This window comes from Citrobacter sp. LST-B2 (genome assembly GCF_057983045.1).
Map to the genome: position 1 here is coordinate 1478470 of NZ_CP192598.1, position 25397 is coordinate 1503866.

The window sequence follows — 25397 nt, forward strand, 5'->3', positions numbered from 1 at the left end:
TGCCGACCGGAAGGTTCTGCGCCTTCCGGCCAGCGGTTAACGGCGGCCCAGTGGTACCACCAACGGTGTGCCCGCAACCGGGTCGTCGATAATCATGCAACGCAGCCCATAGATTTTCTCAATTAATTCTGCGGTGACAATTTCCTTCGGCGCGCCCTCTGCGACAATTTTTCCTTCACGCAGCGCGATCAAATGAGTGGCATAGCGACAGGCCTGGTTGAGGTCATGCAGCACGGCGGCGAGGGTGTAGCCTTTCTCGCGATTCAGTTCGCTCAGTAATTCCAGCAAATCAATCTGATGACTGATATCCAGCCAGGTAGTCGGTTCATCGAGCAGCATGATTGACGTTTCCTGCGCCAGAACCATCGCTATCCACGCGCGCTGACGCTGACCACCGGATAGCGTATCCACACTTTGCCCGGCCAGATGCGTAATACCAGTGGCGCGCATGGCCTGCGTCACGGCATCTTCATCTTCTTTGCGCCAACGGGTAAACAGCGGCTGATGCGGATAGCGCCCACGCGCCACCAGTTCCTGCACGGTGATATCGCCCGGCGTCGTGGCATTTTGCGCCAGCAATCCGATGCGGCGAGCGACCTCTTTGCTGGGATAGCGCTGAATCGGCTCGCCGTCCAGCCAGACGTGACCGTTTGCCGGGGTCATCAGCCGACTGAGAGTCCGCAACAGCGTCGATTTCCCGCAGCCATTGGGTCCGATTATGGCCGTGAAATGACCATCGGGAATAGTGACGTTGAGGTCTTCGGCAACGGTGAACTTTCCATAACCCAGCGTTAACTGGTCGCCACGCAAACGGGCTACTGATTCGGTCATTTTTTGCGGGACTCCTGAATTAACAAGGCGATAAGGTAAATACCGCCGATACTCACGGTGACGACACCCACCGGAAGCTGATAAGGCATAAACAGTTGCTGTGCGCACAAATCGGCTGCCAGCAGTAACAGTGCGCCGCAGAGCGCGGCCTGGGTTAATCCCCAACGCGCGGTGCCGCTCAGGCGACGGGCGATATGTGGGGCAACCAGCGCAATAAAGGAAATCGGCCCGGCCAGCGCAGTGGCGGCTGCGGTTAACACCACGGCGACCAGCATCATGGCGAGCCGCGAGCGCTCTACGCTGACTCCCAACGCGCAGGCGCTGTCATCCCCCATTTCCAGCAGACGCATGCGCCGTACCAGCAGTGCGGCGCCTGCCAGCATGAGCATAATGATCGGCGCGGAGGGCCAGGTTTTCGCCCAGGTCAAACCGTTAAGCGATCCGGCATTCCACAATCCGGCAGCCAGTGCCGTGTCCAGCGAAGCCTTCAACAACAGCCAGGTGTTAAACGCAAACAGCATGGCACGAATGCCGATGCCGATAATGATCAGACGGAAGGTTTCAATACCGTTACGCCAGGCCAGCAGCCAGACCACCAGTGACGTCAGGATCCCGCCAGCCATCGCCGCCAGCGCGATAGCCGTCAGATGCTGGCCAAACAGCACCATCGCGACCAGTACGCCGCTCCAGGCGCCGGTGTTAAAGCCCATCACGTCCGGGCTGCCGAGCGGGTTACGCATCAGGGACTGAAAAATTGCTCCACTGACGCCGAGTGCCGCGCCAATCAGTAGCGCCATCAACACGCGTGGCAAGCGCCACTCGGTCACTACCATCGTCAGGCTGCGCGGCGCATCGCCGGTAAAAGCAGCAATAATTTGCGAGGTTTCCAGTGTCACTGCGCCACTGCGCAGACCCCAGAGCGCGAAGATTAGGTTGCCGACCGTTAGCAGCAGGCACGCGATCAGCAGGCGACGCGATACGTACATCATGCGGTACCTCGCGGACGACGACGAACCAGAAAGATCAGCACCGGAGCGCCAATAAAGGCGCTCACGACTGACACGCGCAGCTCGCCGGGAACAATCAGGCGGCCAATGATATCGGCAAAAAGCAACAGAACAGGCGTGGCGATAAGCGTCACCGGGAGCGACCAACGGTGGTCGGCACCAACCAGCCAGCGCGACATATGCGGCATCATCAGGCCGATAAATGCAATCGGTCCAACAATCGCCGTGGCACTCCCGCACAGGACGGTGATGGCTAACAGACCAATCAGTTGCGTACGCGCGACTTTGCTACCAAGCGCGGTGGCGGTATCACTTCCCAGACTCAGGCTGTTCAACGCCCGACTGAGCATCAGCGCAGTGGTACCGGCTATCAGCACCGGCAGAATAACCACCTTGAGGGTTTGCAGATTGCGGATATCCAGTGAACCGGCCTGCCAGTAACGAAGCTGATCGTAGACGTCAGGATTCAGCAGGGAAATACCGCTGGTGAGACCTTCCAGAACCGCGGCGAGCGCGACGCCCGCCAGCGTCAGACGCACCGGGCTCAACTGACCGCCACCCTGACTGCCCGTAAACGCCACAATCAGTGACGCCACCAGCGCGCCGATAAAGGCCATCACCAGTTGTTCCTGCGGTGTGGAAAAGCCGAACAGCGCTGCCCCCAGCACGATGGCAAAACTGGCTCCGGCATTGACGCCAAGCAGCCCAGGATCGGCCAGCGGATTGCGGGTGAGCGTTTGCATTAACGCCCCGGCGAGTCCCAGCGCGCCTCCGGCCAGCAATCCTGCGAGCGTTCGCGGCAGGCGGGCGTCCAGCACGATAGTGCAATCGGCACTTTGACAGGTGCCGGTGAGCGCTTCCATCACCACGGAGACGGGTAAGGATTTTGCACCGATGGTCAGACTTAATGCCGTGGCAATAACCAGTAATAACAACAATCCGGGCACGGCAAGGGCACGCGTCACGGAAACAGAACATGACATATCAACTTCCCTGATAATGATAGTAATTATCGTTATCGATCTTATTTGATTATGTTAGCATGTGCAGCCATTGAATGGATAATGAAAAAAAGATCGCATTAAGGCGTTGTAATGAATCGACAATCCTGGCTGCTGAACCTCAGTTTGCTGAAGACACACCCGGCATTTCGCGCGGTCTTCCTGGCCCGTTTTATCTCTATTGTTTCGCTCGGACTGCTCGGCGTCGCGGTACCCGTACAGATCCAGATGATGACGCATTCCACCTGGCAGGTGGGGCTTTCGGTAACGCTGACCGGCAGCGCGATGTTTGTCGGGCTGATGGTCGGTGGCGTCCTCGCCGATCGCTATGAACGTAAAAAAGTGATCCTGCTTGCGCGCGGTACCTGCGGTATTGGCTTCATCGGTTTATGCCTGAACGCCATGCTGCCGGAGCCTTCGTTGATTGCCATTTATCTGCTGGGTCTGTGGGACGGCTTTTTTGCCTCGCTGGGCGTGACGGCATTGCTGGCGGCGACGCCTGCGCTGGTGGGGCGTGAAAACCTGATGCAGGCAGGGGCGATTACCATGCTGACCGTGCGTCTGGGCTCGGTGATATCGCCCATGCTGGGTGGGTTGTTGCTCGCCACCGGCGGTGTGGCCTGGAACTTCGGTCTGGCGGCGGCAGGTACCTTTATCACCTTACTGCCGCTATTGAGTCTTCCGGCACTGCCGCCACCGCCACAACCGCGTGAACATCCGCTGAAATCGCTACTCGCGGCGTTTCGCTTCCTGCTTGCCAGTCCGCTTGTCGGCGGTATTGCGCTGCTCGGCGGCTTGATGACGATGGCAAGCGCTGTGCGCGTGCTCTATCCGGCACTGGCGATTAGCTGGCAGATGTCAGCGGCGCAGATTGGCATGTTGTACGCCGCCATCCCACTTGGGGCGGCGGTTGGTGCGCTCACCAGCGGGAAACTGGCGCACAGCCTGCGTCCGGGGTTAATTATGCTGGCCTCGACCATCGGGTCGTTTCTGGCCATTGGCCTGTTTGCCCTGATGCCTGTCTGGGCGTTAGGGGTGGTGTGTCTCGCACTGTTTGGTTGGCTGAGCGCCATCAGTTCGCTGTTACAGTACACGATGCTGCAAACGCAGACGCCGGAAAATATGTTAGGGCGCATCAACGGGTTGTGGACGGCGCAAAACGTCACCGGGGACGCCATTGGTGCGGCGTTATTAGGCGGTCTGGGAGCGATCATGACACCGGTGGCTTCGGCGAGCGTTAGCGGCTTTGGTCTGGTGATTGTGGGACTACTACTGCTGCTGTTACTCAGTGAATTACGTCGATTCCGGCAGACGCCGCCGGAACCCGCTTAGTGTGAGACTGGCCGGATAACGCGTTATCGCCGCCATCCGGCAATGACAATTAAAACAGTGTGGCGAGACGGTTTAACACCTGCATCGCGCTGTAATAATCCAGACGGAAAGACTCGGTGCCCAGGGCATAGACGCGCTTGTTCTGTACTGCAGGCAGGTGCGCCAGCAGTGGGTTGGCGTAGATCGCCTGCTCATCTTTCTCGTCACCGGCAAACAGGAACAGCGCCTCGCCGTTCAGACCGGCCGCCAGATTTTCACCGCCAAGCTGAATGATATCGTGACGTTTCCCCTGGCTTTGGCTGGGCTGCAGTCCGCCAGGCAACGTTGCCAGCGTAAAGCCGAGTTGCTCCAGCATTTTTCCCTGCGCAGACTCTGGCGTCCACAGATTGGCTCTGTGGGCGGCGGCGGTGTAGACCAGCGCGCTCACCGGTTGTGGCGGCAACGTCAACTGCTGCTTAACGATGGTTAGCTGCTTATCAAATTCGGCAATACGTGCGGAGGCCTGTTTCTCCTGGCCGGTAATCTCGCCCAACTGCGTCAGCAGCGACTGCCAGCTTTTATCGTCGTAATTGATGATAAGCGTCGGGGCAATAGGCGAGAGCTGATCGTACAGCGCCAGGGCGGAGTCGCCGCCGGTCGCGCTAATCAGAATGAGATCGGGCATTTGTGCTGCCACCGCTTCGGCGTTCGGTTCACCAATATACAGGCGCGTCAACTTGCGTGCTTTTGCCACGTCGCCCCACTGACGTAAGAAACCCTGATCGTCAGCCACGCGGTTATTGGGGGTTGTCGCCCCGCTGGCGACCACCGGTGCATCAATCGCCAGTAATGAACCGGTCAGCGTGACGCTGGTAGAGACGATGCGTTCAGGTTTGTGTTCCAGCGTATGGTTGCCGCGAATGTCGGTCACCTGACGCGGCCAGTCCGCCGCATGAGCTGAGGAGAATCCGAAAACGAAGAGCGTAACGAGCAGGGAAGGCAGTCTCACAAATCAGTTCCTGTGCTGAGTTATTAATGCTTCTCATTTTCATTATTAAGCGTAAGGGATGCAAGCGTTAGTCGCACTTTGTGCTACCTCAAGAGTTGACATGTCGCCTGTTTGCTTTTAGGTTAGCGCCCGAAAATATAAATGATAATCATTATTAAAACCTTTATCATTTTTGGAGGATGATATGGATACGTCTTTGGCCGAGGAAGTTCAGCAGACCATGGCAACACTTGCACCCCAGCGTTTTTTCTTTATGTCGCCGTATCGGAGTTTCACGACGTCAGGATGCTTCGCCCGCTTCGATGAACCCGCCATTAACGGTGATTCGCCAGACAGCCCCTTCCAACAAAAATTACACGCACTGTTCACCGATGCCAAAGCGCAGGGTATCGCAAACCCGGTTATGGTGGGGGCGATTCCGTTCGATACTCGCCAGCCATCGTCGCTGTTTATTCCTCAGAGCTGGCAGACCTTTTCTCGTCAGGAAAAGCAGCGATCATCACGTTACTTTACCGATCATCAAACACTCAACGTCACGGCGCGTAACGCGATTCCCGAGCAGGAGACGTTCGAAGCGATGGTCGCGCGCGCCGCTGCGCTGACAGCGACGCCTGAAGTCGACAAAGTGGTGCTGTCACGACTGATTGACATCACCACCGACGCTGAGATCAACAGCGGCGCGCTGCTGGAACGTCTGGTGGCGCAAAATCCTGTTAGTTACAACTTCCATGTCCCACTGCGCGATGGCGGCATTTTGCTCGGCGCGAGCCCGGAATTGTTGCTGCGTAAAGAAGGCGATCGCTTCAGCTCGCTGCCGCTGGCGGGCTCCGCGCGCCGTCAGCCTGATGACGTACTGGATCGGGAAGCCGGAAACCGCCTGCTGGCCTCTGAAAAAGATCGCCATGAACATGAGCTGGTTACGCAGGCGATGAAAACCGTACTGCGCGATCGCTGTCAGGATCTACAACTACCGTCTTCACCGCAGCTCATCACCACGCCCACGCTCTGGCACCTCGGCACGCCGTTTGAAGGCACAGCCAATGCCGGAGAAAACGCCCTGACGCTGGCTTGTCTGCTGCACCCGACGCCTGCGTTGAGCGGTTTCCCGCATCAGGTGGCAAAACAACTGATTGCCGAACTGGAGCCGTTTGATCGCGAACTGTTTGGTGGCATCGTCGGCTGGTGTGACGCCGAAGGCAACGGAGAGTGGGTAGTGACCATCCGCTGCGCGACATTACGGAAAAACCAGGTGCGTCTGTTTGCAGGCGCAGGGATCGTCCCGGCCTCTTCACCGGTGGGGGAATGGCGTGAAACCGGCGTCAAACTTTCCACCATGTTGAACGTTTTTGGATTGCATTAAGGAGCGATGATGAGCATTCCTTTCACCAGGTGGCCTGACGAATTTGCCCGTCGGTACCGCGAAAAAGGCTACTGGCAGGATCTGCCGCTGACGGATATTTTGACCCGCCATGCAGAAAGCGACCATACGGCGGTCATCGAGGGTGAGCGCCAGTTGAGCTATCGTGAACTGAACCAGGCGGTGGATAACCTCGCCTGTACGCTGCGCCGTCAGGGGATCAAATCCGGCGAAACCGCGCTAGTACAACTGGGCAACGTGGCGGAGTTGTATATCACGTTCTTTGCGCTGCTGAAGCTTGGCGTCGCGCCCGTGCTTGCGCTGTTCAGTCATCAACGCACCGAACTTACCGCGTATACGACGCAGATCGAGCCCGCGCTGCTGATTGCCGATCGTCAGCACGCGCTGTTTGCCGACAATGATTTTCTGAATACGTTTATTGCTCAGCATAATTCTATTCGCGTGGTGCATCTGCTCAATGACAGTGGCGAGCACTGCCTGCAAGCGGCGATAAACCAGCCGGCAGACGCGTTTACTGCTACGCCATCGCCTGCGGATGAGGTGGCGTACTTCCAGCTCTCTGGCGGCACGACCGGGACGCCGAAGCTGATCCCGCGAACCCACAACGACTATTACTACAGCGTGCGTCGTAGTAATGAAATCTGTCACTTCACCGCCGATACGCGTTTTTTATGCGCCATCCCTGCTGCGCATAACTACGCCATGAGTTCACCCGGATCGCTGGGCGTATTTCTGGCGGGGGGAACGGTCGTACTGGCCGCGGACCCGAGTGCCACGCTGTGCTTCCCGCTGATTGAAAAACATCAGATCAACGCGACGGCGCTGGTGCCGCCAGCGGTCAGCCTGTGGTTACAGGCGATTAATGAATGGGGCAGCAATGCGCAGCTGGCTTCGCTGAAGCTGTTGCAGGTTGGTGGTGCGCGCCTCTCTGCATCCCTGGCGGCGCGGATCCCAGCCGAAATCGGCTGCCAGTTGCAGCAGGTTTTCGGTATGGCGGAAGGTTTAGTGAACTATACCCGTCTCGACGACAGCCCGGAGCGGGTAATCAATACCCAGGGGCGTCCGATGTGTCCGGATGATGAAGTGTGGGTGGCAGATGCCGACGGCAACCCGCTGCCACAAGGGGAAACGGGACGGCTAATGACACGTGGTCCCTATACCTTCCGCGGTTATTACAAAAGCCCGCAGCATAACGCCAGCGCATTTGACGCCAACGGTTTTTACTGCTCAGGCGATCTGATCGCCATCGACGAGGATGGCTACATCACCGTTCAGGGACGAGAGAAAGATCAGATCAACCGTGGCGGCGAGAAGATTGCCGCGGAAGAGATCGAAAACCTGTTACTGCGTCATCAGGCGGTGATCCATGCGGCGCTGGTCAGTATGGAAGACGAGCTGCTGGGGGAGAAAAGCTGCGCGTATCTGGTGGTGAAAGAACCGCTGCGCGCGGTACAGGTGCGCCGCTTTCTGCGTGAGCAGGGCGTCGCTGAATTCAAGTTACCGGACCGGGTGGAAACCGTTGAGGCGCTGCCTTTGACCCCGGTGGGTAAAGTCGATAAAAAACAATTACGTCAGTGGCTGGCAACACGTTCGGCCTGAAGGAGAACACGCAATGGCAATTCCTAAACTGCAGGCTTACGCGCTGCCAACCGCGCTCGATATTCCGGTCAATAAGGTCAACTGGACGTTCGAGCCGGACCGTGCAGCGCTGCTGATCCACGATATGCAGGACTACTTCGTCAGCTTCTGGGGTGAAAACTGTCCGATGATGGAACAGGTGATCGCCAATATCGCCGCGCTGCGAAACTACTGTAAAGCCCATAATATTCCGGTTTATTACACCGCACAGCCGAAAGATCAGAGCGATGAAGATCGTGCCCTGCTTAACGACATGTGGGGGCCCGGACTGACACGCTCACCAGAGCAGCAAAAAGTGGTTGCCGCGCTGGCGCCGGATGAAGCTGATAATGTACTGGTGAAATGGCGTTACAGCGCGTTTCACCGTTCCCCGCTGGAACTGATGCTGAAAGAAACCGGTCGCGATCAGCTGATTATCACCGGGGTATATGCACACATTGGTTGCATGACCACCGCGACGGACGCTTTTATGCGCGATATCAAGCCGTTCATGGTAGCGGACGCGCTGGCCGACTTTAGCCGTGAAGAACACCTGATGTCGCTGAAGTATGTTGCGGGACGTTCAGGTCGGGTCGTAATGACTCAGGAGTTGTTGCCCGCGCCGGTACCAACCAGCAAAGAGGAACTGCGCGCCCTGATTTTACCGCTGCTCGATGAGTCCGATGAACCGATGGATGACGAGAACCTGATCGATTACGGTCTCGACTCGGTACGGATGATGGCGCTGGCAGCACGCTGGCGGAAAGTGCATGGTGATATCGACTTCGTGATGCTGGCGAAAAACCCGACCATTGATGCCTGGTGGGCGCTACTCTCTCGCGAGGTGCGCTGATGGCTGGATTCGATTTTCACGGCAAAACGGTGTGGGTCACCGGCGCAGGTAAAGGCATTGGTTATGCCACGGCGCTGGCGTTTGTTGAGGCCGGAGCACAGGTCACGGGCTTCGATCGTGAGTTCGCTTTGCAGGATTACCCGTTTGTTACCGAAGTGATGGATGTGGCGGATGCCGGACAGGTAGCTGAGGTTTGTCAGCGCCTGCTGGTGCAAACCGACCGGCTGGACGTGCTGGTGAATGCTGCCGGGATTTTACGCATGGGCGCGACCGACGCGCTGAGTCCGCACGACTGGCAGCAGACGTTTGCAGTTAACGTTGGTGGTGCTTTTAATCTGTTCCAGCAGACGATGGCGCAGTTTCGCCATCAGCGGGGTGGGGCGATAGTGACCGTGGCTTCAGACGCCGCGCATACGCCACGTATAGGCATGAGCGCCTATGGGGCGTCGAAGGCGGCGCTGAAAAGTCTGGCGCTAACCGTCGGGCTGGAACTGGCGGGCAGCGGAGTGCGCTGTAATCTGGTGTCGCCAGGATCAACGGATACTGACATGCAGCGCACGCTGTGGGTCAGTGATGATGCGGAACAGCAGCGCATTCGCGGCTTTGGCGAGCAGTTTAAGCTCGGTATTCCTTTAGGCAAAATTGCCCGACCGCAGGAGATCGCTAACACCATTCTGTTCCTTGCCTCCGATCTGGCCAGCCACATTACGTTGCAGGACATCGTGGTGGACGGCGGCTCCACGCTGGGAGCGTAACGATGATCTGGAAACGTCATTTCACGCTTGATGAACTGAACGCCACCAGTCAGAACACGATGGTGGCGCATCTGGGTATTATCTATACCCGACTTGGTGACGACGTGCTGGAAGCCGAAATGCCGGTGGATACCCGCACACACCAGCCCTTTGGTTTACTGCACGGCGGAGCCTCAGCGGCGCTGGCCGAAACGTTAGGCTCAATGGCGGGTTATCTGATGACCCGCGACGGGCAATGCGTGGTTGGGACAGAACTGAATGCCACTCATCACCGGGCGGTTTCGCAGGGTAAGGTGCGCGGTGTCTGCCAGCCGCTGCATCTGGGGCGTCAAAGCCAGAGCTGGGAAATCGTGGTGTTTGATGAGCAAGGGCGGCGTTGCTGTACTTGCCGACTGGGAACCGCAGTGTTGGGCTGAGCACGCTTAATGTTATGTGATTGCAGCGTTAACGGGTGAATGGAGTGATCCAGTTAACAATGCAATGTAAATAGTCGGTGATACTTCAGGTTTATTGGGTTGTCAGGTTGTTAAAACCAGAAAAGATGTTATAGAAACAAAATGTAACATCTCTCTTCTCTGGAACACGCAAACGGATAACAACCATGAATAAATCAGGGAAATACCTCATCTGGACAGTGCTCTCGGTAATGGGTGCCTTTGCTCTGGGTTATATTGCGCTAAACCGTGGGGAACAGATCAACGCACTGTGGATAGTCGTGGCGTCGGTCTGTGTCTATCTCATTGCCTATCGTTTTTACGGTCTGTACATCGCCAAAAATGTGCTGGCGGTTGACCCGACGCGGATGACGCCTGCAGTACGCCATAACGACGGGCTCGACTACGTCCCCACCGATAAAAAAGTCTTGTTTGGTCACCATTTTGCGGCGATTGCTGGCGCGGGTCCGTTAGTCGGGCCGGTTCTGGCGGCGCAAATGGGCTATTTGCCGGGCATGATTTGGCTGCTGGCTGGCGTGGTTTTAGCCGGGGCGGTACAGGATTTCATGGTGCTCTTCGTGTCGACGCGTCGCGATGGCCGCTCGCTGGGTGAACTGGTCAAAGAAGAGATGGGCCCAACCGCAGGGGTGATTGCGCTGGTGGCCTGCTTCATGATCATGGTGATTATCCTTGCGGTGCTGGCGATGATCGTGGTGAAAGCGCTGACCCACAGTCCGTGGGGAACCTACACCGTCGCGTTTACGATTCCGCTGGCGATCTTTATGGGGATCTATCTGCGCTATCTGCGTCCGGGTCGTATCGGCGAAGTGTCGGTTATCGGTCTGGTGTTCCTCGTGTTTGCGATTATTTCCGGCGGCTGGGTCGCGGAAAGTCCTACCTGGGCGCCGTACTTTGACTTCACTGGGGTTCAGTTAACCTGGATGCTGGTGGGTTACGGCTTCGTGGCGGCGGTATTGCCGGTGTGGCTGCTGCTGGCGCCGCGTGACTACCTCTCGACCTTCCTGAAAATCGGGACCATTGTTGGTCTGGCGGTTGGCATTTTGATCATGCGTCCAACGCTGACGATGCCTGCGCTGACTAAATTCGTCGATGGTACCGGGCCGGTGTGGACAGGTAACCTGTTCCCGTTCCTGTTTATCACTATCGCCTGTGGCGCCGTTTCGGGTTTCCACGCGCTGATCTCCTCCGGCACGACGCCGAAGATGCTGGCAAACGAAGGTCAGGCTTGCTTCATTGGCTACGGCGGTATGCTGATGGAATCGTTTGTCGCCATCATGGCGCTGGTTTCTGCCTGCATCATCGATCCGGGCGTCTACTTCGCTATGAACAGCCCAATGGCCGTGCTGGCGCCTGCCGGCACAGCGGATGTGGTGGCGTCTGCCGCTCAGGTGGTCAGCAGTTGGGGCTTTGCGATTACGCCGGACACGCTGCATCAGATTGCTAACGAGGTGGGTGAGCAGTCGATTATCTCCCGTGCGGGTGGTGCGCCTACGCTGGCGGTGGGGATGGCCTATATCCTGCACGGCGCGCTGGGTGGGATGATGGATGTGGCCTTCTGGTATCACTTCGCCATTCTGTTCGAAGCGCTGTTTATTCTGACGGCGGTCGATGCGGGGACGCGTGCCGCGCGCTTCATGTTGCAGGATCTGCTGGGTGTCGTTTCTCCAGGCCTTAAACGTACGGACTCATTGCCTGCCAACCTGCTGGCGACCGCACTGTGCGTGCTGGCGTGGGGCTACTTCCTGCATCAGGGCGTGGTGGATCCGTTAGGCGGCATTAACACCCTGTGGCCGCTGTTTGGTATCGCTAACCAGATGCTGGCAGGTATGGCACTGATGCTCTGCGCGGTTGTCCTGTTCAAGATGAAACGTCAGCGTTATGCGTGGGTGGCGTTGGTGCCGACTGCATGGTTGCTGATTTGTACCCTGACGGCGGGCTGGCAGAAATCCTTCAGCCCGGATACAAAAGTGGGCTTCCTGGCGATTGCCAATAAGTTCCAGGCGATGATCGACAGCGGCAATATCCCGCCGCAGTACACGGAATCGCAACTGGCGCAACTGGTGTTTAACAACCGTCTGGATGCGGGCCTGACTATCTTCTTCATGGTAGTGGTCGTGGTACTGGCACTGTTCTCCATTAAGACGGCGCTCGCCGCTCTCAAAGAGGACAAGCCGACGGCAAAAGAGACGCCGTATGAGCCGATGCCGGAAAATGTGGAAGAGATCGTTGCGCAGGCCAAAGGCGCACACTAACGTGTAATTATGCCCCTCTCCCGATCGGGAGAGGGGATTTTCTGACAGGTGGTAATGATGTTTGATACGCTTTCGAAAGCCGGGAAATATCTGGGCCAGGCCGCGAAACTCATGATTGGCGTGCCGGACTATGATAACTATGTCGAGCATATGCGGATCACCCATCCGGATCAGACGCCTATGACCTATGAGGAGTTTTTCCGTGAGCGTCAGGATGCGCGCTATGGCGGAAAGGGCGGGGCGCGCTGCTGTTGAACTCAAGGATCTTCGGGCCGGATAAGCACGTCATCCGGCATAATCAGGTTATTTCACCGTCCACGCTTTTGAAAACCGACGACTGGCAAACAGCTCCTGAAGACCGTTGATCTGTTTCAGGCGCAGGACTTCGTCCTCGTCCATCCCCAGTTCCTTACCGATTTTTTCGTCTTCCCATCCCAGTAATGCCAGTTCACGTACGATCTCTGACATCGCGTGGATCTGATGACGGCCACGAGCACGGTTATGGCGAATAGTTGCTGCCATGCGGTCATGCCGCTCCCCTTCCAGACAAGTAATGGGTAAATAGCCTTTGAGACGGGATTTAAGCGAGGCTTTGCTTTTCCCCAGTTCATGGCGGTGAAAACCGTCGACGATCTCATACTCTTCCGGACTGGATTGGGTGGCAACAATGGGTTGGGTAAAGCCATCCGCCTCAATGGATTTCAGCAGCAGCTTTTTCTCCGGTGGTGCGACGTTATTAGGATTGTAATCGTTAGGCGAAATGCGATCGTTTTTTATCCATAGCACACAGTCAACCGGCTCGTTGCGAAATGGACTGACGCTGTGAATCGCCTTTCTGAACTCATTGATGGCTTTAATTCTTTCGTCATCAGATAAGCCAGAAAGATAGCTAAGGAGGTCCTGAGTTAATCGTTGTTGCATAAAATTCCCCATTCCTTGCGTTTCGCTTTCATGCGTTCGCTATAACGCTGGTAACTTTTCGGTTTAGTTGGACTGAAAGAGAGCGCCCGACACCAGTAATCATTGTTCAATAACACTTTGCAGATGCGTCGCCAGGAGGGGATATCTTTCGAACCGATATCACCCGTCTGCGTTTGCGGGATCTCTCCGAGGCCGTTTTTCTTGTACCACTGTAAATAGACGGCGATTTTGTTGCGGTAATGCTCTGCCGTGGAGATGGGCATGCTGAGCAGTAACAGCATGGCGTAGTCCTGCCAGCTCAAGTGATCGGGCTTGAGAATTTTTCGATGGCCATAGAAGTGATTATCCTGCCCGGCGTAGATCCCGCCGCTCCTGACGCCACTCACGCGCTCGCACATCGCGGCCCATCTTTCCGGTTCAACAACATGATAGAGCCATAATCCCTGGCGCTGTTCAGGGCCAAATGGTTCACAAATACGCATGTAACGGGCCGGAACACCGGCCTGATACATCAGGTTGTAGAGCGGATTACAGGGCAAATTGGTGCGACCAAACCAGGTCCAGATATCGGCTGTTTTCCAGTCATACAATGGATAGATATACCAGGTATGTCCGCCTGGTGCAGCGGTCGTCCAGGGTTTGTCATCGGCAAAACGCTGTTTACGTAAACTGGCGATTGCCACAAAACGGTTATAGGATTCATCGGCCCGAATCCCGATCATCATCGCTGCCGGGCGTTTATTCGAAAACCAGTCGGCAAATTCACGTACAAACTGTTCGAAGGTCATGCCGGATTGATAGAAGGGAAAATAACCCGGATCGGTGATGGCGTCTGGCGGCGGTTGACGAACCCACTGGGCATTGGGTTCCCAACACTGCCATTCAGGCTGAAACTGTGAGAGTGAGTTTTGGGTGGTGAGCGGAAGGGCAACCCAATAGAAATGGTCGATGACATCGGCATACATTTCGCGCAGCGCGGTAATATAGCTAATGGTACAGGAAAATTGCGCTTCCCAGTCAATGAACAACACATTGATTTTTTTGTGTAGCTTACGGGCAATATTGGCCGTCAGATGTAACATCAAGCCAGAATCTTTACCACCGGAAAAGGAGACGCATACGCGGGGAAGATTTTCGAGAGTCCAGGTGATGCGTTCTTCAGCGGCTTCAAGAACATTTTGGTTTAATGATATTTTATAAACGGACATGTATCGCTTATCCTTAAACGTTAAAGTCATTCGCCTGAAATAGATATCCCTCTATAATATAAGACTTTTTTGGGATCGTGCAATACTTAAATAAATTCAATGAATTAATTAAATTATCTTACATATATCCGTTTTGAATATATTTTAATTGATATTACATGCTTGCTATACAAGCTGGTGTGGTTAAAAACAAAGGGTTTTTGCAAAGAAATGTTTCTTTCTGGTTTGAGTGTTACTTAAGTAAAGCTTAAATGACGAAGTGATTTTTACAACGTGTTATGAGAAATATTCAGGGTAATTATATCTAATGGCATATAATTACCCGTAGTACTTATGGATGTGTCATCATGGCATCCAGTTGCGCTTTTTCAGGCAAGCCAACGACCTGCTGAAGAACGTTATCTTTATTCATATAATAAATTGCGGGCGTGACGTTTGCGCCTAAATCATCCATGATTTTCTGGTTCATATTGAGGATTTTCATGTGTGCCGGAGAAATCGCTTTGGGTACCGTGAGCGCCATTTTTCCGCCAGAGGCTTCATAATCATGCCAGGTTTTTGCCGGATCGTTCGATGCCAGAATGGCAGCAGCGGTAGCTGGGCTCTCTGGTTTGATGACGCCGACGAGTAGCGTTCGCAATTGGACTTTGCCGGACTCCACCCATGGCCGAGCCTGTTGCCAGAACTGTTTGCAGTACGGACAGAAAGGATCAGCAAAAACATACAGCACCACCGGAGCCTCTTTTTTGCCATCGAGAAGCCAGTCGGCTTTTTCCATGCGCTGCCACATTTCCCGTCCGGCAGGCGCATAGATTTCTTTCTCTATCAACTGATTGCTCAGGTTTTCGCCTTTTTCATTGTACATGTAGCCTGAAATGGCCTGCTTGCCATCAGGCGTCAGGTAGATAGTGACCCCCATATCCTGATATTTCCCAAGATAGCCTTTCATCCCGCCGGGCGCATCGAACGACTTTATAATGGTAATCCCTTGTTTTTCTATCGCTTTAACGGGCGCAGGCAGGTCTTCGGCCCAGGCAAAAAGAGGGAGCAGGGAGAGCAAAAGCGTACGTTTTAACATCATTTATCCTTATAAATCAGAGCGATTGCGAGAACGGTGGGGAAACCTATCACAGCCATAGATAAGACCTCAGGCTGGAACGTTGCCCTTTGAGGAGTGGGGTGGTGTAATCATTCTCGCTGTTACAGCCTTTGTTAAGGTAATGTAGAGCGCAACACATAGCCAGTTTCACTGGCGCTGAAGTTACCCACGGGTAGTTCAGGTAACGGGGCTGCCTGCAAAGGTGGCCCTTTTTACTTTGCGTCGTAGCACGTTCACAACGTTGAATTGAGAGGTTTGTTAGCTAACGCTTATTGATTTGATAAAGGAAACGCATTAGCCCTGTCAGTCAATCTTCGGTAACTTATCTCTCAACGAAAACATGGAGGAAGTACAGATGTCTTTGATTAATACCAAAATTAAACCTTTTAAAAACCAGGCGTTCAAAAACGGTGAATTCATCGAAGTGACCGAGAAAGATACCGAAGGCCGCTGGAGCGTCTTCTTCTTCTATCCGGCTGACTTTACCTTCGTATGCCCGACCGAACTGGGTGACGTTGCAGACCATTACGAAGAACTGCAGAAGCTGGGCGTAGACGTTTACTCCGTCTCTACCGACACCCACTTTACCCACAAAGCATGGCACAGCAGCTCAGAGACCATCGCTAAAATCAAATATGCGATGATCGGCGACCCGACTGGCGCCCTGACCCGTAACTTCGACAACATGCGTGAAGACGAAGGTCTGGCAGACCGCGCGACGTTCGTTGTTGACCCGCAGGGTATCATCCAGGCGATCGAAGTTACCGCTGAAGGTATCGGCCGTGATGCTTCTGACCTGCTGCGTAAAATCAAAGCCGCTCAGTATGTTGCTTCTCACCCAGGCGAAGTGTGCCCGGCTAAGTGGAAAGAAGGCGAAGCGACGCTGGCTCCATCCCTTGATCTGGTCGGTAAAATCTAAAAATTCCGGCGTTTTTCATGCCACAGGTGTGTTGGCTGCGCTTACTTATCCCGGTCACTTACTTATGTAAGCTCCCGGGGATTCATAAGCTTGCTGCCTTCCTGTGACAAGGAATACAGGGAATTTACCTCACATACGGGTGCTTATGGGTGCCCGTTTTATTCAGCACCATGACGCAAGTTGTATTAATGCAGACTCAGCCAAATCAGCTTGCATGATGATGTTTTCAGAGAGGGAAGAACAATGCTCGACACAAATATGAAAACCCAGCTCAAGGCTTATCTTGAGAAACTGACGAAACCTGTTGAGCTGATTGCGACGCTGGATGACAGCGCTAAATCGGCGGAAATCAAGGAACTGCTGGCTGAAATCGCTGGACTGTCAGAGAAAGTCACCTTTAAAGAAGACAACAGCCTGTCGGTGCGCAAACCCTCTTTCCTGATCACCAATCCGGGTTCAACGCAGGGGCCGCGTTTTGCAGGTTCTCCGCTGGGACACGAATTTACGTCGCTGGTTCTGGCGCTGTTGTGGACCGGTGGACACCCGTCAAAAGAAGCGCAGTCTCTGCTCGAGCAGATCCGCGATATTGACGGCGATTTTGAATTTGAAACGTATTACTCACTCTCCTGCCATAACTGCCCTGACGTTGTGCAGGCACTGAACCTGATGGCGGTGCTGAACCCGCGTATCAAGCATACGGCGATTGATGGCGGCACGTTCCAGAACGAGATCACTGAGCGTAACGTGATGGGCGTACCGGCTGTCTACGTTAATGGGAAAGAGTTTGGTCAGGGTCGGATGACGCTGACGGAAATCGTGGCGAAAGTGGATACTGGCGCTGAAAAACGCGCCGCAGAAGAGCTGAGCCAGCGTGATGCTTATGATGTTCTGATTGTCGGTTCCGGTCCTGCGGGTGCAGCCGCAGCGGTTTACTCCGCACGTAAAGGGATTCGTACCGGCCTGATGGGTGAGCGTTTTGGCGGCCAGGTACTCGATACTGTGGATATCGAAAACTACATCTCTGTCCCGAAAACGGAAGGGCAGAAGTTGGCTGGTGCACTGAAGGCGCACGTCGATGATTATGACGTGGATGTCATCGACAGCCAGAGCGCCAGCAAACTGGTGCCAGCGGCCAGCGAAGGCGGTCTGCATCAGATTGAAACCGCTTCCGGTGCGGTACTGAAAGCGCGCAGCATTATCATTGCTACCGGTGCGAAATGGCGCAACATGAACGTTCCGGGCGAAGATCAGTATCGTACCAAAGGCGTCACCTATTGCCCGCACTGCGATGGTCCGCTGTTTAAAGGCAAGCGTGTGGCGGTGATCGGCGGCGGTAACTCCGGCGTAGAAGCGGCGATTGATCTCGCAGGGATTGTGGAACACGTGACCCTGCTGGAATTTGCCCCGGAAATGAAGGCGGACCAGGTACTGCAGGACAAAGTTCGCAGCCTGAAAAACGTCGATATTATTCTGAACGCGCAGACGATAGAAGTGAAAGGCGATGGCACGAAAGTGGTTGGTCTGGAATACCGCGACCGTGTGAGCGGCGACGTTCACAACGTTGAACTGGCGGGGATCTTCGTCCAGATTGGCCTGTTGCCAAACACCACCTGGCTGGAAGGGGCGATTGAACGCAACCGGATGGGTGAAATCATCATCGACGCGAAATGCGAAACCAGTGTGAAGGGCGTATTTGCGGCGGGCGACTGCACCACCGTACCGTACAAGCAGATTATCATCGCGACCGGCGAAGGGGCGAAAGCCTCCCTGAGCGCCTTTGATTACCTGATTCGTACGAAGACGGCATAAAAAAAGAAAGTAAGACTACACCTGCAAAATGAAAGAGGTGCCGACTGGCACCTCTTTTTTTGTCAGTCATCAGATGATTAACGCACAACCAGTACCGGCAGCGTGGCATGACGTACCACGCTTGAGGCGTTAGAACCCAGCAGGTGTGTGGTAATTGACGGATTACGTGAACCAATGACCACTACGTCAGCATTCAGTTCTTCACCCAGCTCATTGACCACGTCACGGACGCTGCCAAAGCGGACATGCTGCTTAATACGGGAAGGATCGATACTGAAGTGACCGACCATCGTTTGCAGTCGGGTTTCGGCTTCATGCTGTAAGTGTTCTTCAAAACGACGAACGTCGGCGGCGAAGCGATGCAGGCTCAGGCTGGCAGAACCAGGCAGCACATGCAAAAGATGAATGACGCCATCCTGCTGCGCCAGAAATTCAGCGTGGCGAATCGCCTTATCGCTGAGTTCCATTTCAAAAACATCAACCGGCATAATGATTGTCTTATACATACCCGTTTCTCCCTGTTAATTAATACTTAAATCATTCAAGCATATAATAATAATTCTGTCTGCTTTCTGCAGGGTATTTTTCGCATGTGCGGCGATTCCTTGTTCATTCGCTACCAGTGATTCTCCAGGTAAAGCACGGCGCCGACGATGATCGCCGCCATAATGAAGAATCCCAGTAATATGCTGAATGTATCGTTCATGACCGCACCTGCCAATGAAACCGATTCAGTGTGGACGAGTCAGGAAAAAGGCGAACCAGGAAGAAAGGGTGATTTTACTGAAGATGCCGGAAAGAGGATGCGAGCGCATCCTCTGGGTAAAGCGGAAAGTCGCTTATGCAGATGGGATTAACGCAGGAAGTCGCCAGCAGCTTCTGGCTGGTATTCCAGCTCCAGTACTTCGAGGTGGGTGGATACGCCGCCCGGAAGTTCCCAGTGAATGGTGTCGCCCACACGCACGCCCAACAGCGCTGCCCCCACTGGCGCCATCACTGAAAGTTGCGTACTGCTGTCGGTCATCGCCGCAGGATAAACCAACGTGCGCACGCGAATTTCGCCATCGCTCAGATTGCGGAATTTAACACGACTGTTCATGGTCACGACGTCATGCGGCATGGTCTCTGGCGAACACATTTGGGCACGATCCAGCTCGGCATTTAACGCGTCGGCAATGGGTAAATCTGCATACGCGGGTTGCTCCAGTAAGCGATCGATGCGTTCTGCATCAAGGTCGTTAATGATGATAGTTGGTCTGGACATTTTTACTCCATGTCGTCAGTACTGCGTTTTGCCGCAGGTAATATTCCCAAAAGAAAACCCTCACCGTCTGGCGGCAAGGGTTTAACTCTCCCGATGATACTGAGACTTACCCTGGGTTTGAAGTGATTTAGTTCACATTCGGGTAAATAGCTAAAAAAGCATCGCTGGTATGAATTTTATTGGATAAACGTGATCGTTCTCAAATTTGCATTATGCTTTTTAAGCGCGCGCCGCGAGCGCGTCACTTTCTCAGCGTTCCGTTACAGGAGATCTCATGAGCCAGTACGACAAAATTACTCTCAAAGATGGCAGCGATCTGTATTTTAAGGACTGGGGTGATCGCAGTGGACAGCCCATTGTCTTCAGCCACGGCTGGCCGTTAACGGCAGATGCCTTTGAAGATCAAATGTTTTTTCTGGGGTCGAAAGGATATCGGGTAATCGCCCACGACAGGCGCGGGCATGGACGTTCCGCGCAACCGTGGGAGGGGCACACGATGGATCAGTATGCCGACGATCTGGCTGAACTGACCGCACACCTGAACCTGCAAAATGCGGTGCACGTCGGTCACTCGACGGGCGGTGGCGAAGTGGCGCGTTATATTGGGCGACACGGGACGCAGCGCGTGGCGAAAGCGGTATTGATTGGCGCGGTGACGCCTATCATGGTGAAAACGGATTTCAACCCAAACGGCGTGCCAAAAGAGGTGTTCGACGGTATCCGTGAAGGCGTTGTCAATGACCGTGCCGCCTTTTTCTATGAACTCACTGCCGCCTTCTACGGCTATAACCGTCCGGGAGCGAAAGAGTCGAAAGCCGTGCGCGAGAGTTTTGTTGAGCAGGGATTACAGGGCTCAATAAAAGCGCTGTACGACTGCATCAAGGCGTTCTCGGAAACAGATCTGCGCGAAGACTTGCGCAAAATGACCATTCCGACGCTGGTCATTCATGGCGATGACGATCAGATTGTCCCGCTTGAAACCTGCGGCAAAGTGGCGGCAGAAATCTTGCCCGACGCGCAACTGAAGGTCTACGCGGGCGGTTCCCACGGCATCTGCACCACCCATAAGCAGCAGATAAATCAGGATCTGCTCAACTTTATTCAGTCGTAATCTTTAACGGATTGCTCTACGCTGATCCTCTTCCATCAGGGGGATGAGCGGAGCGCATTTCGTGCTTCGCCGACGTTAAATTCATCAGAGAATACTATGTATTTCTATCAACCCTCGCAGGGACACGGCCTGCCGCACGACCCGCTGAATGCCATTGTTGGCCCCAGGCCAATTGGCTGGATCGCTTCTCAGGACACCGCTGGCCGGGATAATCTGGCGCCTTATAGCTTCTTTAACTGTTTCAATTATCATCCGCCCATTATCGGTTTTGCCAGCACTGGCTGGAAAGACAGCGTGCGTAACATCATGGAAACCGGAGAGTTTGTCTGGAACCTGACCACCCGAGAATTAGCCAGCGCGATGAATGAAACCTCTGCCAGCCTACCGCATGGCGAAGATGAATTTTTCGCTGCCGGGCTGACGAAGGCGGAAAGTCGGCTGGTAAAAGTGCCACGCGTTGCGCAAAGCCCGGTGAATTTTGAATGTCGCCTGTCGCAGAGTATTCAACTGACGACCGCGCAAGGTGAAGCCATCGAAACCTGGCTGATCCTCGGTGAAGTTGTCGGGATTCATATTGCCGAAACGCTGCTGGAAGAGGGGATTTACCAGACCGCAAAAGCACAGCCCGTGCTGCGTGCTGGCGGCCCTACGGCCTACTATGCGATCAGCGAGTCGCACCGTTTTGATCTGGTGCGCCCGGATGCGCGTGCGAAACGTTGATTTTTGACCCGGCGCGGATTTCACGTCGGGTCAAAAGATCAGTAACCTACTTTGTCGATGACAAACTGCTTACCACAGTTTCCCGGATGGGGTTGCGGGGCAAACGAGTCGGCGGAGAGCGGCGCGTTAATGGCACTGGCCTTCAGCGAGAACTGGATCTCCGTCAGATAAGCCGGATTGCCGTGACAACTCAGTTTTACTGCTTTGACGGCCTCTTTTCCCCAGCGTTGGGCCACCGCTGCATCGAAGGCGCGGCGACTGACGCTCTTACCGTAATTCTCGCCCAGAAATGCCCCTAATTCGCTGGCCTTGATCTCTTTGTTCAACCGCACCATGGTGCCGAAGTACGCATCCGGGTCGAAGCCAAAACAGGCGCCGTGTTTCGCGTATTCATAGCGTTCGAGGCAAGAACGTCCGCCTGCTCCTGGCATAACGTCACTGAGTTTCGCGGCGGTTTCCAGCGAAAGTCCTGTTTCAGGCGCAGAACATTTGCGACTGGCGCGAGCTTCCGGCTGATTAGGGATCGGACGCGTGGCGCAGCCAAAGCGCATCCAGCGGCGTTCATCGACTCCGCGTGAAGCGACCGATTTCGGTAACCCTGGCCACAATCCGTGAACGGTCAGAAAATCGACTTTGTTGGCGGTCTCTTTTTGCAGGCGACACTCGTCAGGCTCACGGTGGTCCCGATCGTGCTGGCTCTGACAGAAGCCTGTCTGCCAGGAGAGGGCCAGCACATAACGGTCAAAGTCGCCGTACTGTGTTGCCTGTAATTCGTTGGCGGTTGCGGTAGAAAGGGGGAGGAGTGGGGCGGCGAGCCACACCCATTTTTGCCAGGTCGGTTTCATGATGATTCTGAACTTATATAAAATCTGAATAGTATCTATTTAACCATAAAAAAAGCCCGCGAGGTGTCTTTACCCTGCGGGCCTTGATCCATTCAGTGTTTTACGTCAGAACTAGTTCCACATCGCCAGAATCGGCCAGCCAACCAGCAACAGCATCGCAATGTAAATCACCCCGAAGATGGCGCCAAGACGCCAGTAGTCTTTGGATTTAACATAGCCGCAGCCGTAGATAATGACCCCTGGGCCTGTTGCGTACGGCGTCAGACAACCCATGATCCCGATGGACAGCACCAGCAGGATACACAGATGTTCCATCGGCACGCCTGGGATTCCTTTACCGACCGCCAGAATCACCGGCAGCATGGTAGCCGTGTGCGCCGACAGGCTGGCAAACAGGTAGTGGGCAAAGTAGAACACCAGCACCAGCACAATTACCGTCGCGTTAGGCGAGAACCCTTCCAGATGGGTGCTCATAGTACTGGCGAACCAGTCAATAAAACCGGAGCGGGTTAAACCGTTTGCCATGACCACGAGGGTGGCAAGGTTCACCAGCGTGTTCCAGGCGCTGTTGTATTTGGTAATGTCTTTCCACGGCACCACATGCAGCGCCAGCATCAGTGAAACGGCTAACAAACCGACGGCGGTGGCGTCGATCATTTCACCGCCAAAGACCCATAACCCTAAGCTCAACAGAACCAGACCGATCAGCGTCCACTCTTTACGCGTCAAGGTACCCATAGTTTTGAGTTCGTCACCCGCCCACGCTGCGACTTCCGCACTGTGTGTGATTTCAGGCTTGTAGAGAACATAAGAGAGCCACGGCGCAACGATCAGCAAAATGATACCGACCGGCAGGAAGCCCAGGAACCACTGCAGCCAGCTAATCTGCACACCGGCGATTTTGCTGACAAATTCCAGACCCAGCACGTTTGGCGCAGCACCCGTAACGAACATCGAAGAACTCAGACTGGTACTGATGACCATCATCCACATCAGGTAACCGCCGATACGACGTGCGGACGGATCGTTCGGGAACGATTTAAACAGCGGCGGCAGGTTTTTGATTACCGGGAATACGGTGCCCCCGGTACGGGCGGTGTTAGATGGCGTAAACGGCGCCAGCAGAATATCGATGATGACAATCGCATAGCCCAGCGTCAGGGTGCGTTTGCCCATGAATTTCACCAGGAACAGCGCGATACGACGGCCAAGCCCCGTAACTTCGTAGCCCAACGCGAAGATAAACGCACCGAACACCAGCCAGACGGTGGTACTGGAGAACCCCGCCAGACCCCATTTCAGCGCCTGTTTACCGGCATCGAATGCCGGGTCCGCCAGCTCTTTGGCATCAAAGAGCAGGTAGTTGCTACCAATGACGCAGATGGTCACGGCGATAAAGCTGATCGCGGTAGCCGGAATCGGCTCCAGGATCATACCGACGATCATCGCCACGAAAACGGCGAAGTAATGCCATGCCTGCGGGGGCATGCCGTCCGGGACAGGGATAAGAAACATGACGCCCATGACGACCAGGGGAGCCAACAACTTCCATATACTATCTTTCGATAAAGACATAAGTGATTCTCCGGAAAGGATCTTTTCAATAATTGTGTAAATGTTTAACTTGAGAAATCTGGGCTAAAAACCACGTGACGATCAGCAGGTCGGCACTGCCGCCAGGGCTGAGATTGCGTTCAATGCAGTGGCTGTCGAACTGATGCAGATGATCGAGATCGGCGGGGGTTCGGATGCCCCCTTGTTGTAACAATGCGTTTGCCTGCTGCTGTATCCAGCGCAGTCCTGCCGCACCGCCGCGCGAGGCCACGTTGGTATCGCCGTTGCGCGCAATCAGCAGGAGTAAGGTGTCCAGCAGCGCCAGCTCGGGATCGCGTCCCTCGGCTAACAGGTCGCGATAGTGCGGAAGCGCATGGCGGATGACTAACGGATATCCCGCTTCGGCTTCGCCACGTGCGCCGGTTAACCCAAGTTGCTGATAAAGTCGCTGGCCTGCCGTGAGTTGTTGGTTGTTGTTGCGTAGTTCGCGCTCGGTCAGGCCGCGGCAAAAGTGGGCGGCGGTGGTACAGATCGTTTCCGGGGTGATGGGCTGCTGCTGTTGATGTAGTCGACCAATGGCGGCACACAGCAGACCGAGAGAAAAAATGCTGCCTTTATGGGTGTTCACACCCGCGGTGGCGCGAAACATGTCCGCTTCACAGGCCATACCTAACGGGCGTAAGCCGGTTAATACGGCATCGGCCGGCATCTTCGCACTGCATGCACCGTATTCAATAAAACGCGGAAGCCAGGCCTGAATCGCCAGCGCGCTGCGATGAAAATCCGTCAGCGACATGTCTTTATGCGCGCCGCAGTTCAGACGATCGACCAGCCCGGGTTTTGGCGACAGATTGACTTCCGTCAGCATTGCACGCCACGCCAGATGGCCGTATGCGTCAAACAGCGTACGAGGAAGAGCGGTCGTTTCAACGGGCATATTGGGAATCGGCAGCATGCAGCAGCGCCTCCATGTGGGCGATCAGATCGGAGAGCGTGTGAGTTTTCCCACGCGCGCATTCGGCAGCGCTCTGCTCGCACAGCAGGCAGCGGCGGGCGGGAAGGGCGAAATGACGGCGGGAGAGAATGTCGCCTCCGGGTGTGAGCACATCGATGTCCCACAAACGTCCCAGAGGATGGGTATGTTCGAGCTCAATGGTCGCGAGCTTGATGTCACGGGCCGGTGCCTCAATCGAGAGCATGCCTTCCGGCCCGCTGGCTGAGGCCAGTGCAGCCTGCTCCCTGATATGCCAGTCCGCCTGTGCCGCCAGCGTACGCAGCGTAGTCACGCCATGATTATAGAGGCGACGGGTGAGCTCGCTGTCTTTAATCGGGCCAGGCGCTACCACGGTAAAGGAGACCAGTGGAATGGGATGGCGCGCTAGCCAGACGTGTTGCCGTGCTTGTCGCGCATCCCGGCTGACGAGCAGCTCGGGAATTGAAACGGCGTGGCGGGTGGCCTGTTCAGGGAGCAGGTGCAT

General features: G+C 55.0%; 26 protein-coding genes. 12 read left to right on the top strand and 14 right to left on the bottom strand.

From position 1 onward, the window contains the following. Nucleotides 1-36 precede the first annotated feature (36 nt). Genes fepC through fepD form a run of 3 tightly spaced genes read right to left on the bottom strand, consistent with a single transcriptional unit; the run spans nt 37 to nt 2821 of the window. Nucleotides 37-831, bottom strand: a complete 795-nt coding sequence (fepC, locus tag ACQ0PY_RS06880; RefSeq protein ID WP_043001464.1) for an iron-enterobactin ABC transporter ATP-binding protein — start codon at nt 829-831, stop codon at nt 37-39. After that, nucleotides 828-1820 (bottom strand): iron-enterobactin ABC transporter permease, encoded by a 993-nt coding sequence (gene fepG, locus ACQ0PY_RS06885; protein ID WP_109739989.1) that lies wholly within the window; start codon nt 1818-1820, stop codon nt 828-830. Before fepG ends, fepC begins: the two co-directional genes overlap by 4 nt. Then, entirely contained in the window at nt 1817-2821 is a 1005-nt protein-coding gene (fepD, locus tag ACQ0PY_RS06890; protein ID WP_044326712.1) for a Fe(3+)-siderophore ABC transporter permease, read from the bottom strand. The genes fepG and fepD overlap by 4 nt, the downstream gene beginning before the upstream one ends. 111 nt (nt 2822-2932) lie before the next feature. Here fepD and entS point away from each other — a divergent pair, with 111 nt between their 5' ends. Then, nucleotides 2933-4171 (top strand): enterobactin transporter EntS, encoded by a 1239-nt coding sequence (gene entS, locus ACQ0PY_RS06895; RefSeq protein WP_043001461.1) that lies wholly within the window; start codon nt 2933-2935, stop codon nt 4169-4171. A gap of 49 nt (nt 4172-4220) precedes the next feature. On the opposite strand, the gene fepB is transcribed toward entS, so the two are convergent. Further along, entirely contained in the window at nt 4221-5159 is a 939-nt protein-coding gene (gene fepB / locus ACQ0PY_RS06900; protein ID WP_043001460.1) for a Fe2+-enterobactin ABC transporter substrate-binding protein, read from the bottom strand. Between the two features lie 184 nt (nt 5160-5343). Between fepB and entC the strand changes: the two genes are divergently transcribed. The 7 genes from entC (at nt 5344) to ACQ0PY_RS06935 (ending at nt 12724) form a co-directional block, all read left to right on the top strand. Then, on the top strand, nt 5344-6519 hold the full coding sequence (gene entC, locus ACQ0PY_RS06905; RefSeq protein ID WP_109739990.1) for an isochorismate synthase EntC: 1176 nt from the start codon (nt 5344-5346) through the stop codon (nt 6517-6519). A gap of 9 nt (nt 6520-6528) precedes the next feature. Continuing rightward, the gene (gene entE / locus ACQ0PY_RS06910; protein WP_109739991.1) at nt 6529-8136 is read left to right on the top strand and encodes a (2,3-dihydroxybenzoyl)adenylate synthase EntE; all 1608 of its coding nucleotides are present in this window, start codon (nt 6529-6531) and stop codon (nt 8134-8136) included. Nucleotides 8137-8149: 13 nt separating this feature from the next. Further along, nucleotides 8150-9007: an isochorismatase gene (locus tag ACQ0PY_RS06915; protein ID WP_043001457.1), complete on the top strand. Its 858-nt coding sequence runs from the start codon at nt 8150-8152 to the stop codon at nt 9005-9007. Continuing rightward, nucleotides 9007-9762 carry a 2,3-dihydro-2,3-dihydroxybenzoate dehydrogenase EntA gene (gene entA, locus ACQ0PY_RS06920; protein WP_109739992.1) on the top strand — a complete coding sequence of 252 codons (756 nt, stop codon included), beginning with the start codon at nt 9007-9009 and terminating at the stop codon, nt 9760-9762. Before ACQ0PY_RS06915 ends, entA begins: the two co-directional genes overlap by 1 nt. A 2-nt stretch (nt 9763-9764) precedes the next feature. Continuing rightward, nucleotides 9765-10178 (top strand): proofreading thioesterase EntH, encoded by a 414-nt coding sequence (gene entH, locus ACQ0PY_RS06925; RefSeq protein ID WP_043001455.1) that lies wholly within the window; start codon nt 9765-9767, stop codon nt 10176-10178. Nucleotides 10179-10363: 185 nt separating this feature from the next. Further along, nucleotides 10364-12469, top strand: a complete 2106-nt coding sequence (gene cstA / locus ACQ0PY_RS06930; RefSeq protein WP_043001454.1) for a pyruvate/proton symporter CstA — start codon at nt 10364-10366, stop codon at nt 12467-12469. A gap of 57 nt (nt 12470-12526) precedes the next feature. Beyond that, a complete protein-coding gene (locus ACQ0PY_RS06935; protein WP_043001453.1) occupies nt 12527-12724 on the top strand; it encodes a YbdD/YjiX family protein in 198 nt (65 codons plus the stop codon). Nucleotides 12725-12772: 48 nt separating this feature from the next. Here the strand turns inward: ACQ0PY_RS06935 and ACQ0PY_RS06940 are convergent, their stop codons facing one another. The 3 genes from ACQ0PY_RS06940 to dsbG all read right to left on the bottom strand — a co-directional run bounded on the left by ACQ0PY_RS06940 (nt 12773) and on the right by dsbG (nt 15676). After that, entirely contained in the window at nt 12773-13390 is a 618-nt protein-coding gene (locus ACQ0PY_RS06940) for an IbrB-like domain-containing protein (RefSeq protein ID WP_043001452.1), read from the bottom strand. Continuing rightward, nucleotides 13375-14598 (bottom strand): phosphoadenosine phosphosulfate reductase, encoded by a 1224-nt coding sequence (locus ACQ0PY_RS06945; protein WP_043001451.1) that lies wholly within the window; start codon nt 14596-14598, stop codon nt 13375-13377. Before ACQ0PY_RS06945 ends, ACQ0PY_RS06940 begins: the two co-directional genes overlap by 16 nt. A 331-nt stretch (nt 14599-14929) precedes the next feature. After that, nucleotides 14930-15676, bottom strand: a complete 747-nt coding sequence (gene dsbG / locus ACQ0PY_RS06950) for a thiol:disulfide interchange protein DsbG (RefSeq protein ID WP_043001450.1) — start codon at nt 15674-15676, stop codon at nt 14930-14932. Nucleotides 15677-16052: 376 nt separating this feature from the next. Between dsbG and ahpC the strand changes: the two genes are divergently transcribed. Continuing rightward, entirely contained in the window at nt 16053-16616 is a 564-nt protein-coding gene (gene ahpC, locus ACQ0PY_RS06955; RefSeq protein ID WP_002894394.1) for an alkyl hydroperoxide reductase subunit C, read from the top strand. A gap of 243 nt (nt 16617-16859) precedes the next feature. Beyond that, nucleotides 16860-18425, top strand: coding sequence for an alkyl hydroperoxide reductase subunit F (ahpF, locus tag ACQ0PY_RS06960; RefSeq protein WP_109739993.1), 1566 nt, complete (start codon nt 16860-16862; stop codon nt 18423-18425). A 77-nt stretch (nt 18426-18502) separates the two neighbouring features. Here ahpF and uspG read toward each other — a convergent pair whose 3' ends face one another. From uspG to rnk, 3 genes are all read right to left on the bottom strand, one after another. After that, complete coding sequence (gene uspG, locus ACQ0PY_RS06965; RefSeq protein ID WP_043001448.1) at nt 18503-18931, bottom strand: universal stress protein UspG; 429 nt, start codon at nt 18929-18931, stop codon at nt 18503-18505. Between the two features lie 110 nt (nt 18932-19041). Continuing rightward, entirely contained in the window at nt 19042-19131 is a 90-nt protein-coding gene (gene yldA / locus ACQ0PY_RS06970) for a small membrane protein YldA (RefSeq protein ID WP_272482625.1), read from the bottom strand. Nucleotides 19132-19278: 147 nt separating this feature from the next. Continuing rightward, nucleotides 19279-19689: a nucleoside diphosphate kinase regulator gene (gene rnk / locus ACQ0PY_RS06975; protein ID WP_043001447.1), complete on the bottom strand. Its 411-nt coding sequence runs from the start codon at nt 19687-19689 to the stop codon at nt 19279-19281. Nucleotides 19690-19963: 274 nt separating this feature from the next. Here rnk and ACQ0PY_RS06980 point away from each other — a divergent pair, with 274 nt between their 5' ends. Both ACQ0PY_RS06980 and ACQ0PY_RS06985 read left to right on the top strand, forming a co-directional pair. Continuing rightward, nucleotides 19964-20800, top strand: coding sequence for an alpha/beta fold hydrolase (locus tag ACQ0PY_RS06980; protein ID WP_109739994.1), 837 nt, complete (start codon nt 19964-19966; stop codon nt 20798-20800). Nucleotides 20801-20896: 96 nt separating this feature from the next. Continuing rightward, a complete protein-coding gene (locus ACQ0PY_RS06985) occupies nt 20897-21520 on the top strand; it encodes a flavin reductase family protein (RefSeq protein WP_054176122.1) in 624 nt (207 codons plus the stop codon). A gap of 38 nt (nt 21521-21558) precedes the next feature. Here ACQ0PY_RS06985 and rna read toward each other — a convergent pair whose 3' ends face one another. The 4 genes from rna to citX all read right to left on the bottom strand — a co-directional run bounded on the left by rna (nt 21559) and on the right by citX (nt 25397). Then, on the bottom strand, nt 21559-22365 hold the full coding sequence (gene rna, locus ACQ0PY_RS06990) for a ribonuclease I (RefSeq protein WP_109739995.1): 807 nt from the start codon (nt 22363-22365) through the stop codon (nt 21559-21561). Between the two features lie 111 nt (nt 22366-22476). Continuing rightward, nucleotides 22477-23940, bottom strand: coding sequence for a citrate/succinate antiporter CitT (citT, locus tag ACQ0PY_RS06995; RefSeq protein WP_043001443.1), 1464 nt, complete (start codon nt 23938-23940; stop codon nt 22477-22479). A 25-nt stretch (nt 23941-23965) separates the two neighbouring features. After that, nucleotides 23966-24874, bottom strand: coding sequence for a triphosphoribosyl-dephospho-CoA synthase CitG (gene citG, locus ACQ0PY_RS07000; RefSeq protein WP_109739996.1), 909 nt, complete (start codon nt 24872-24874; stop codon nt 23966-23968). Next, nucleotides 24846-25397, bottom strand: a complete 552-nt coding sequence (gene citX, locus ACQ0PY_RS07005) for a citrate lyase holo-[acyl-carrier protein] synthase (protein ID WP_109739997.1) — start codon at nt 25395-25397, stop codon at nt 24846-24848. Before citX ends, citG begins: the two co-directional genes overlap by 29 nt.

Excerpts from the sequence above, each read along its gene's own strand:
- fepC (WP_043001464.1), bottom strand. The coding sequence starts at position 831 with ATGACCGAATCAGTAGCCCGTTTGCGTGGCGACCAGTTAACGCTGGGT.
- fepG (WP_109739989.1), bottom strand. The coding sequence starts at position 1,820 with ATGATGTACGTATCGCGTCGCCTGCTGATCGCGTGCCTGCTGCTAACG.
- fepD (WP_044326712.1), bottom strand. The coding sequence starts at position 2,821 with ATGTCATGTTCTGTTTCCGTGACGCGTGCCCTTGCCGTGCCCGGATTG.
- entS (WP_043001461.1), top strand. The coding sequence starts at position 2,933 with ATGAATCGACAATCCTGGCTGCTGAACCTCAGTTTGCTGAAGACACAC.
- entC (WP_109739990.1), top strand. The coding sequence starts at position 5,344 with ATGGATACGTCTTTGGCCGAGGAAGTTCAGCAGACCATGGCAACACTT.
- entE (WP_109739991.1), top strand. The coding sequence starts at position 6,529 with ATGAGCATTCCTTTCACCAGGTGGCCTGACGAATTTGCCCGTCGGTAC.
- ACQ0PY_RS06915 (WP_043001457.1), top strand. The coding sequence starts at position 8,150 with ATGGCAATTCCTAAACTGCAGGCTTACGCGCTGCCAACCGCGCTCGAT.
- entA (WP_109739992.1), top strand. The coding sequence starts at position 9,007 with ATGGCTGGATTCGATTTTCACGGCAAAACGGTGTGGGTCACCGGCGCA.
- entH (WP_043001455.1), top strand. The coding sequence starts at position 9,765 with ATGATCTGGAAACGTCATTTCACGCTTGATGAACTGAACGCCACCAGT.
- cstA (WP_043001454.1), top strand. The coding sequence starts at position 10,364 with ATGAATAAATCAGGGAAATACCTCATCTGGACAGTGCTCTCGGTAATG.
- ACQ0PY_RS06935 (WP_043001453.1), top strand. The coding sequence starts at position 12,527 with ATGTTTGATACGCTTTCGAAAGCCGGGAAATATCTGGGCCAGGCCGCG.
- ACQ0PY_RS06940 (WP_043001452.1), bottom strand. The coding sequence starts at position 13,390 with ATGCAACAACGATTAACTCAGGACCTCCTTAGCTATCTTTCTGGCTTA.
- ACQ0PY_RS06945 (WP_043001451.1), bottom strand. The coding sequence starts at position 14,598 with ATGTCCGTTTATAAAATATCATTAAACCAAAATGTTCTTGAAGCCGCT.
- dsbG (WP_043001450.1), bottom strand. The coding sequence starts at position 15,676 with ATGTTAAAACGTACGCTTTTGCTCTCCCTGCTCCCTCTTTTTGCCTGG.
- ahpC (WP_002894394.1), top strand. The coding sequence starts at position 16,053 with ATGTCTTTGATTAATACCAAAATTAAACCTTTTAAAAACCAGGCGTTC.
- ahpF (WP_109739993.1), top strand. The coding sequence starts at position 16,860 with ATGCTCGACACAAATATGAAAACCCAGCTCAAGGCTTATCTTGAGAAA.
- uspG (WP_043001448.1), bottom strand. The coding sequence starts at position 18,931 with ATGTATAAGACAATCATTATGCCGGTTGATGTTTTTGAAATGGAACTC.
- yldA (WP_272482625.1), bottom strand. The coding sequence starts at position 19,131 with ATGAACGATACATTCAGCATATTACTGGGATTCTTCATTATGGCGGCG.
- rnk (WP_043001447.1), bottom strand. The coding sequence starts at position 19,689 with ATGTCCAGACCAACTATCATCATTAACGACCTTGATGCAGAACGCATC.
- ACQ0PY_RS06980 (WP_109739994.1), top strand. The coding sequence starts at position 19,964 with ATGAGCCAGTACGACAAAATTACTCTCAAAGATGGCAGCGATCTGTAT.
- ACQ0PY_RS06985 (WP_054176122.1), top strand. The coding sequence starts at position 20,897 with ATGTATTTCTATCAACCCTCGCAGGGACACGGCCTGCCGCACGACCCG.
- rna (WP_109739995.1), bottom strand. The coding sequence starts at position 22,365 with ATGAAACCGACCTGGCAAAAATGGGTGTGGCTCGCCGCCCCACTCCTC.
- citT (WP_043001443.1), bottom strand. The coding sequence starts at position 23,940 with ATGTCTTTATCGAAAGATAGTATATGGAAGTTGTTGGCTCCCCTGGTC.
- citG (WP_109739996.1), bottom strand. The coding sequence starts at position 24,874 with ATGCTGCCGATTCCCAATATGCCCGTTGAAACGACCGCTCTTCCTCGT.
- citX (WP_109739997.1), bottom strand. The coding sequence starts at position 25,397 with ATGCACCTGCTCCCTGAACAGGCCACCCGCCACGCCGTTTCAATTCCC.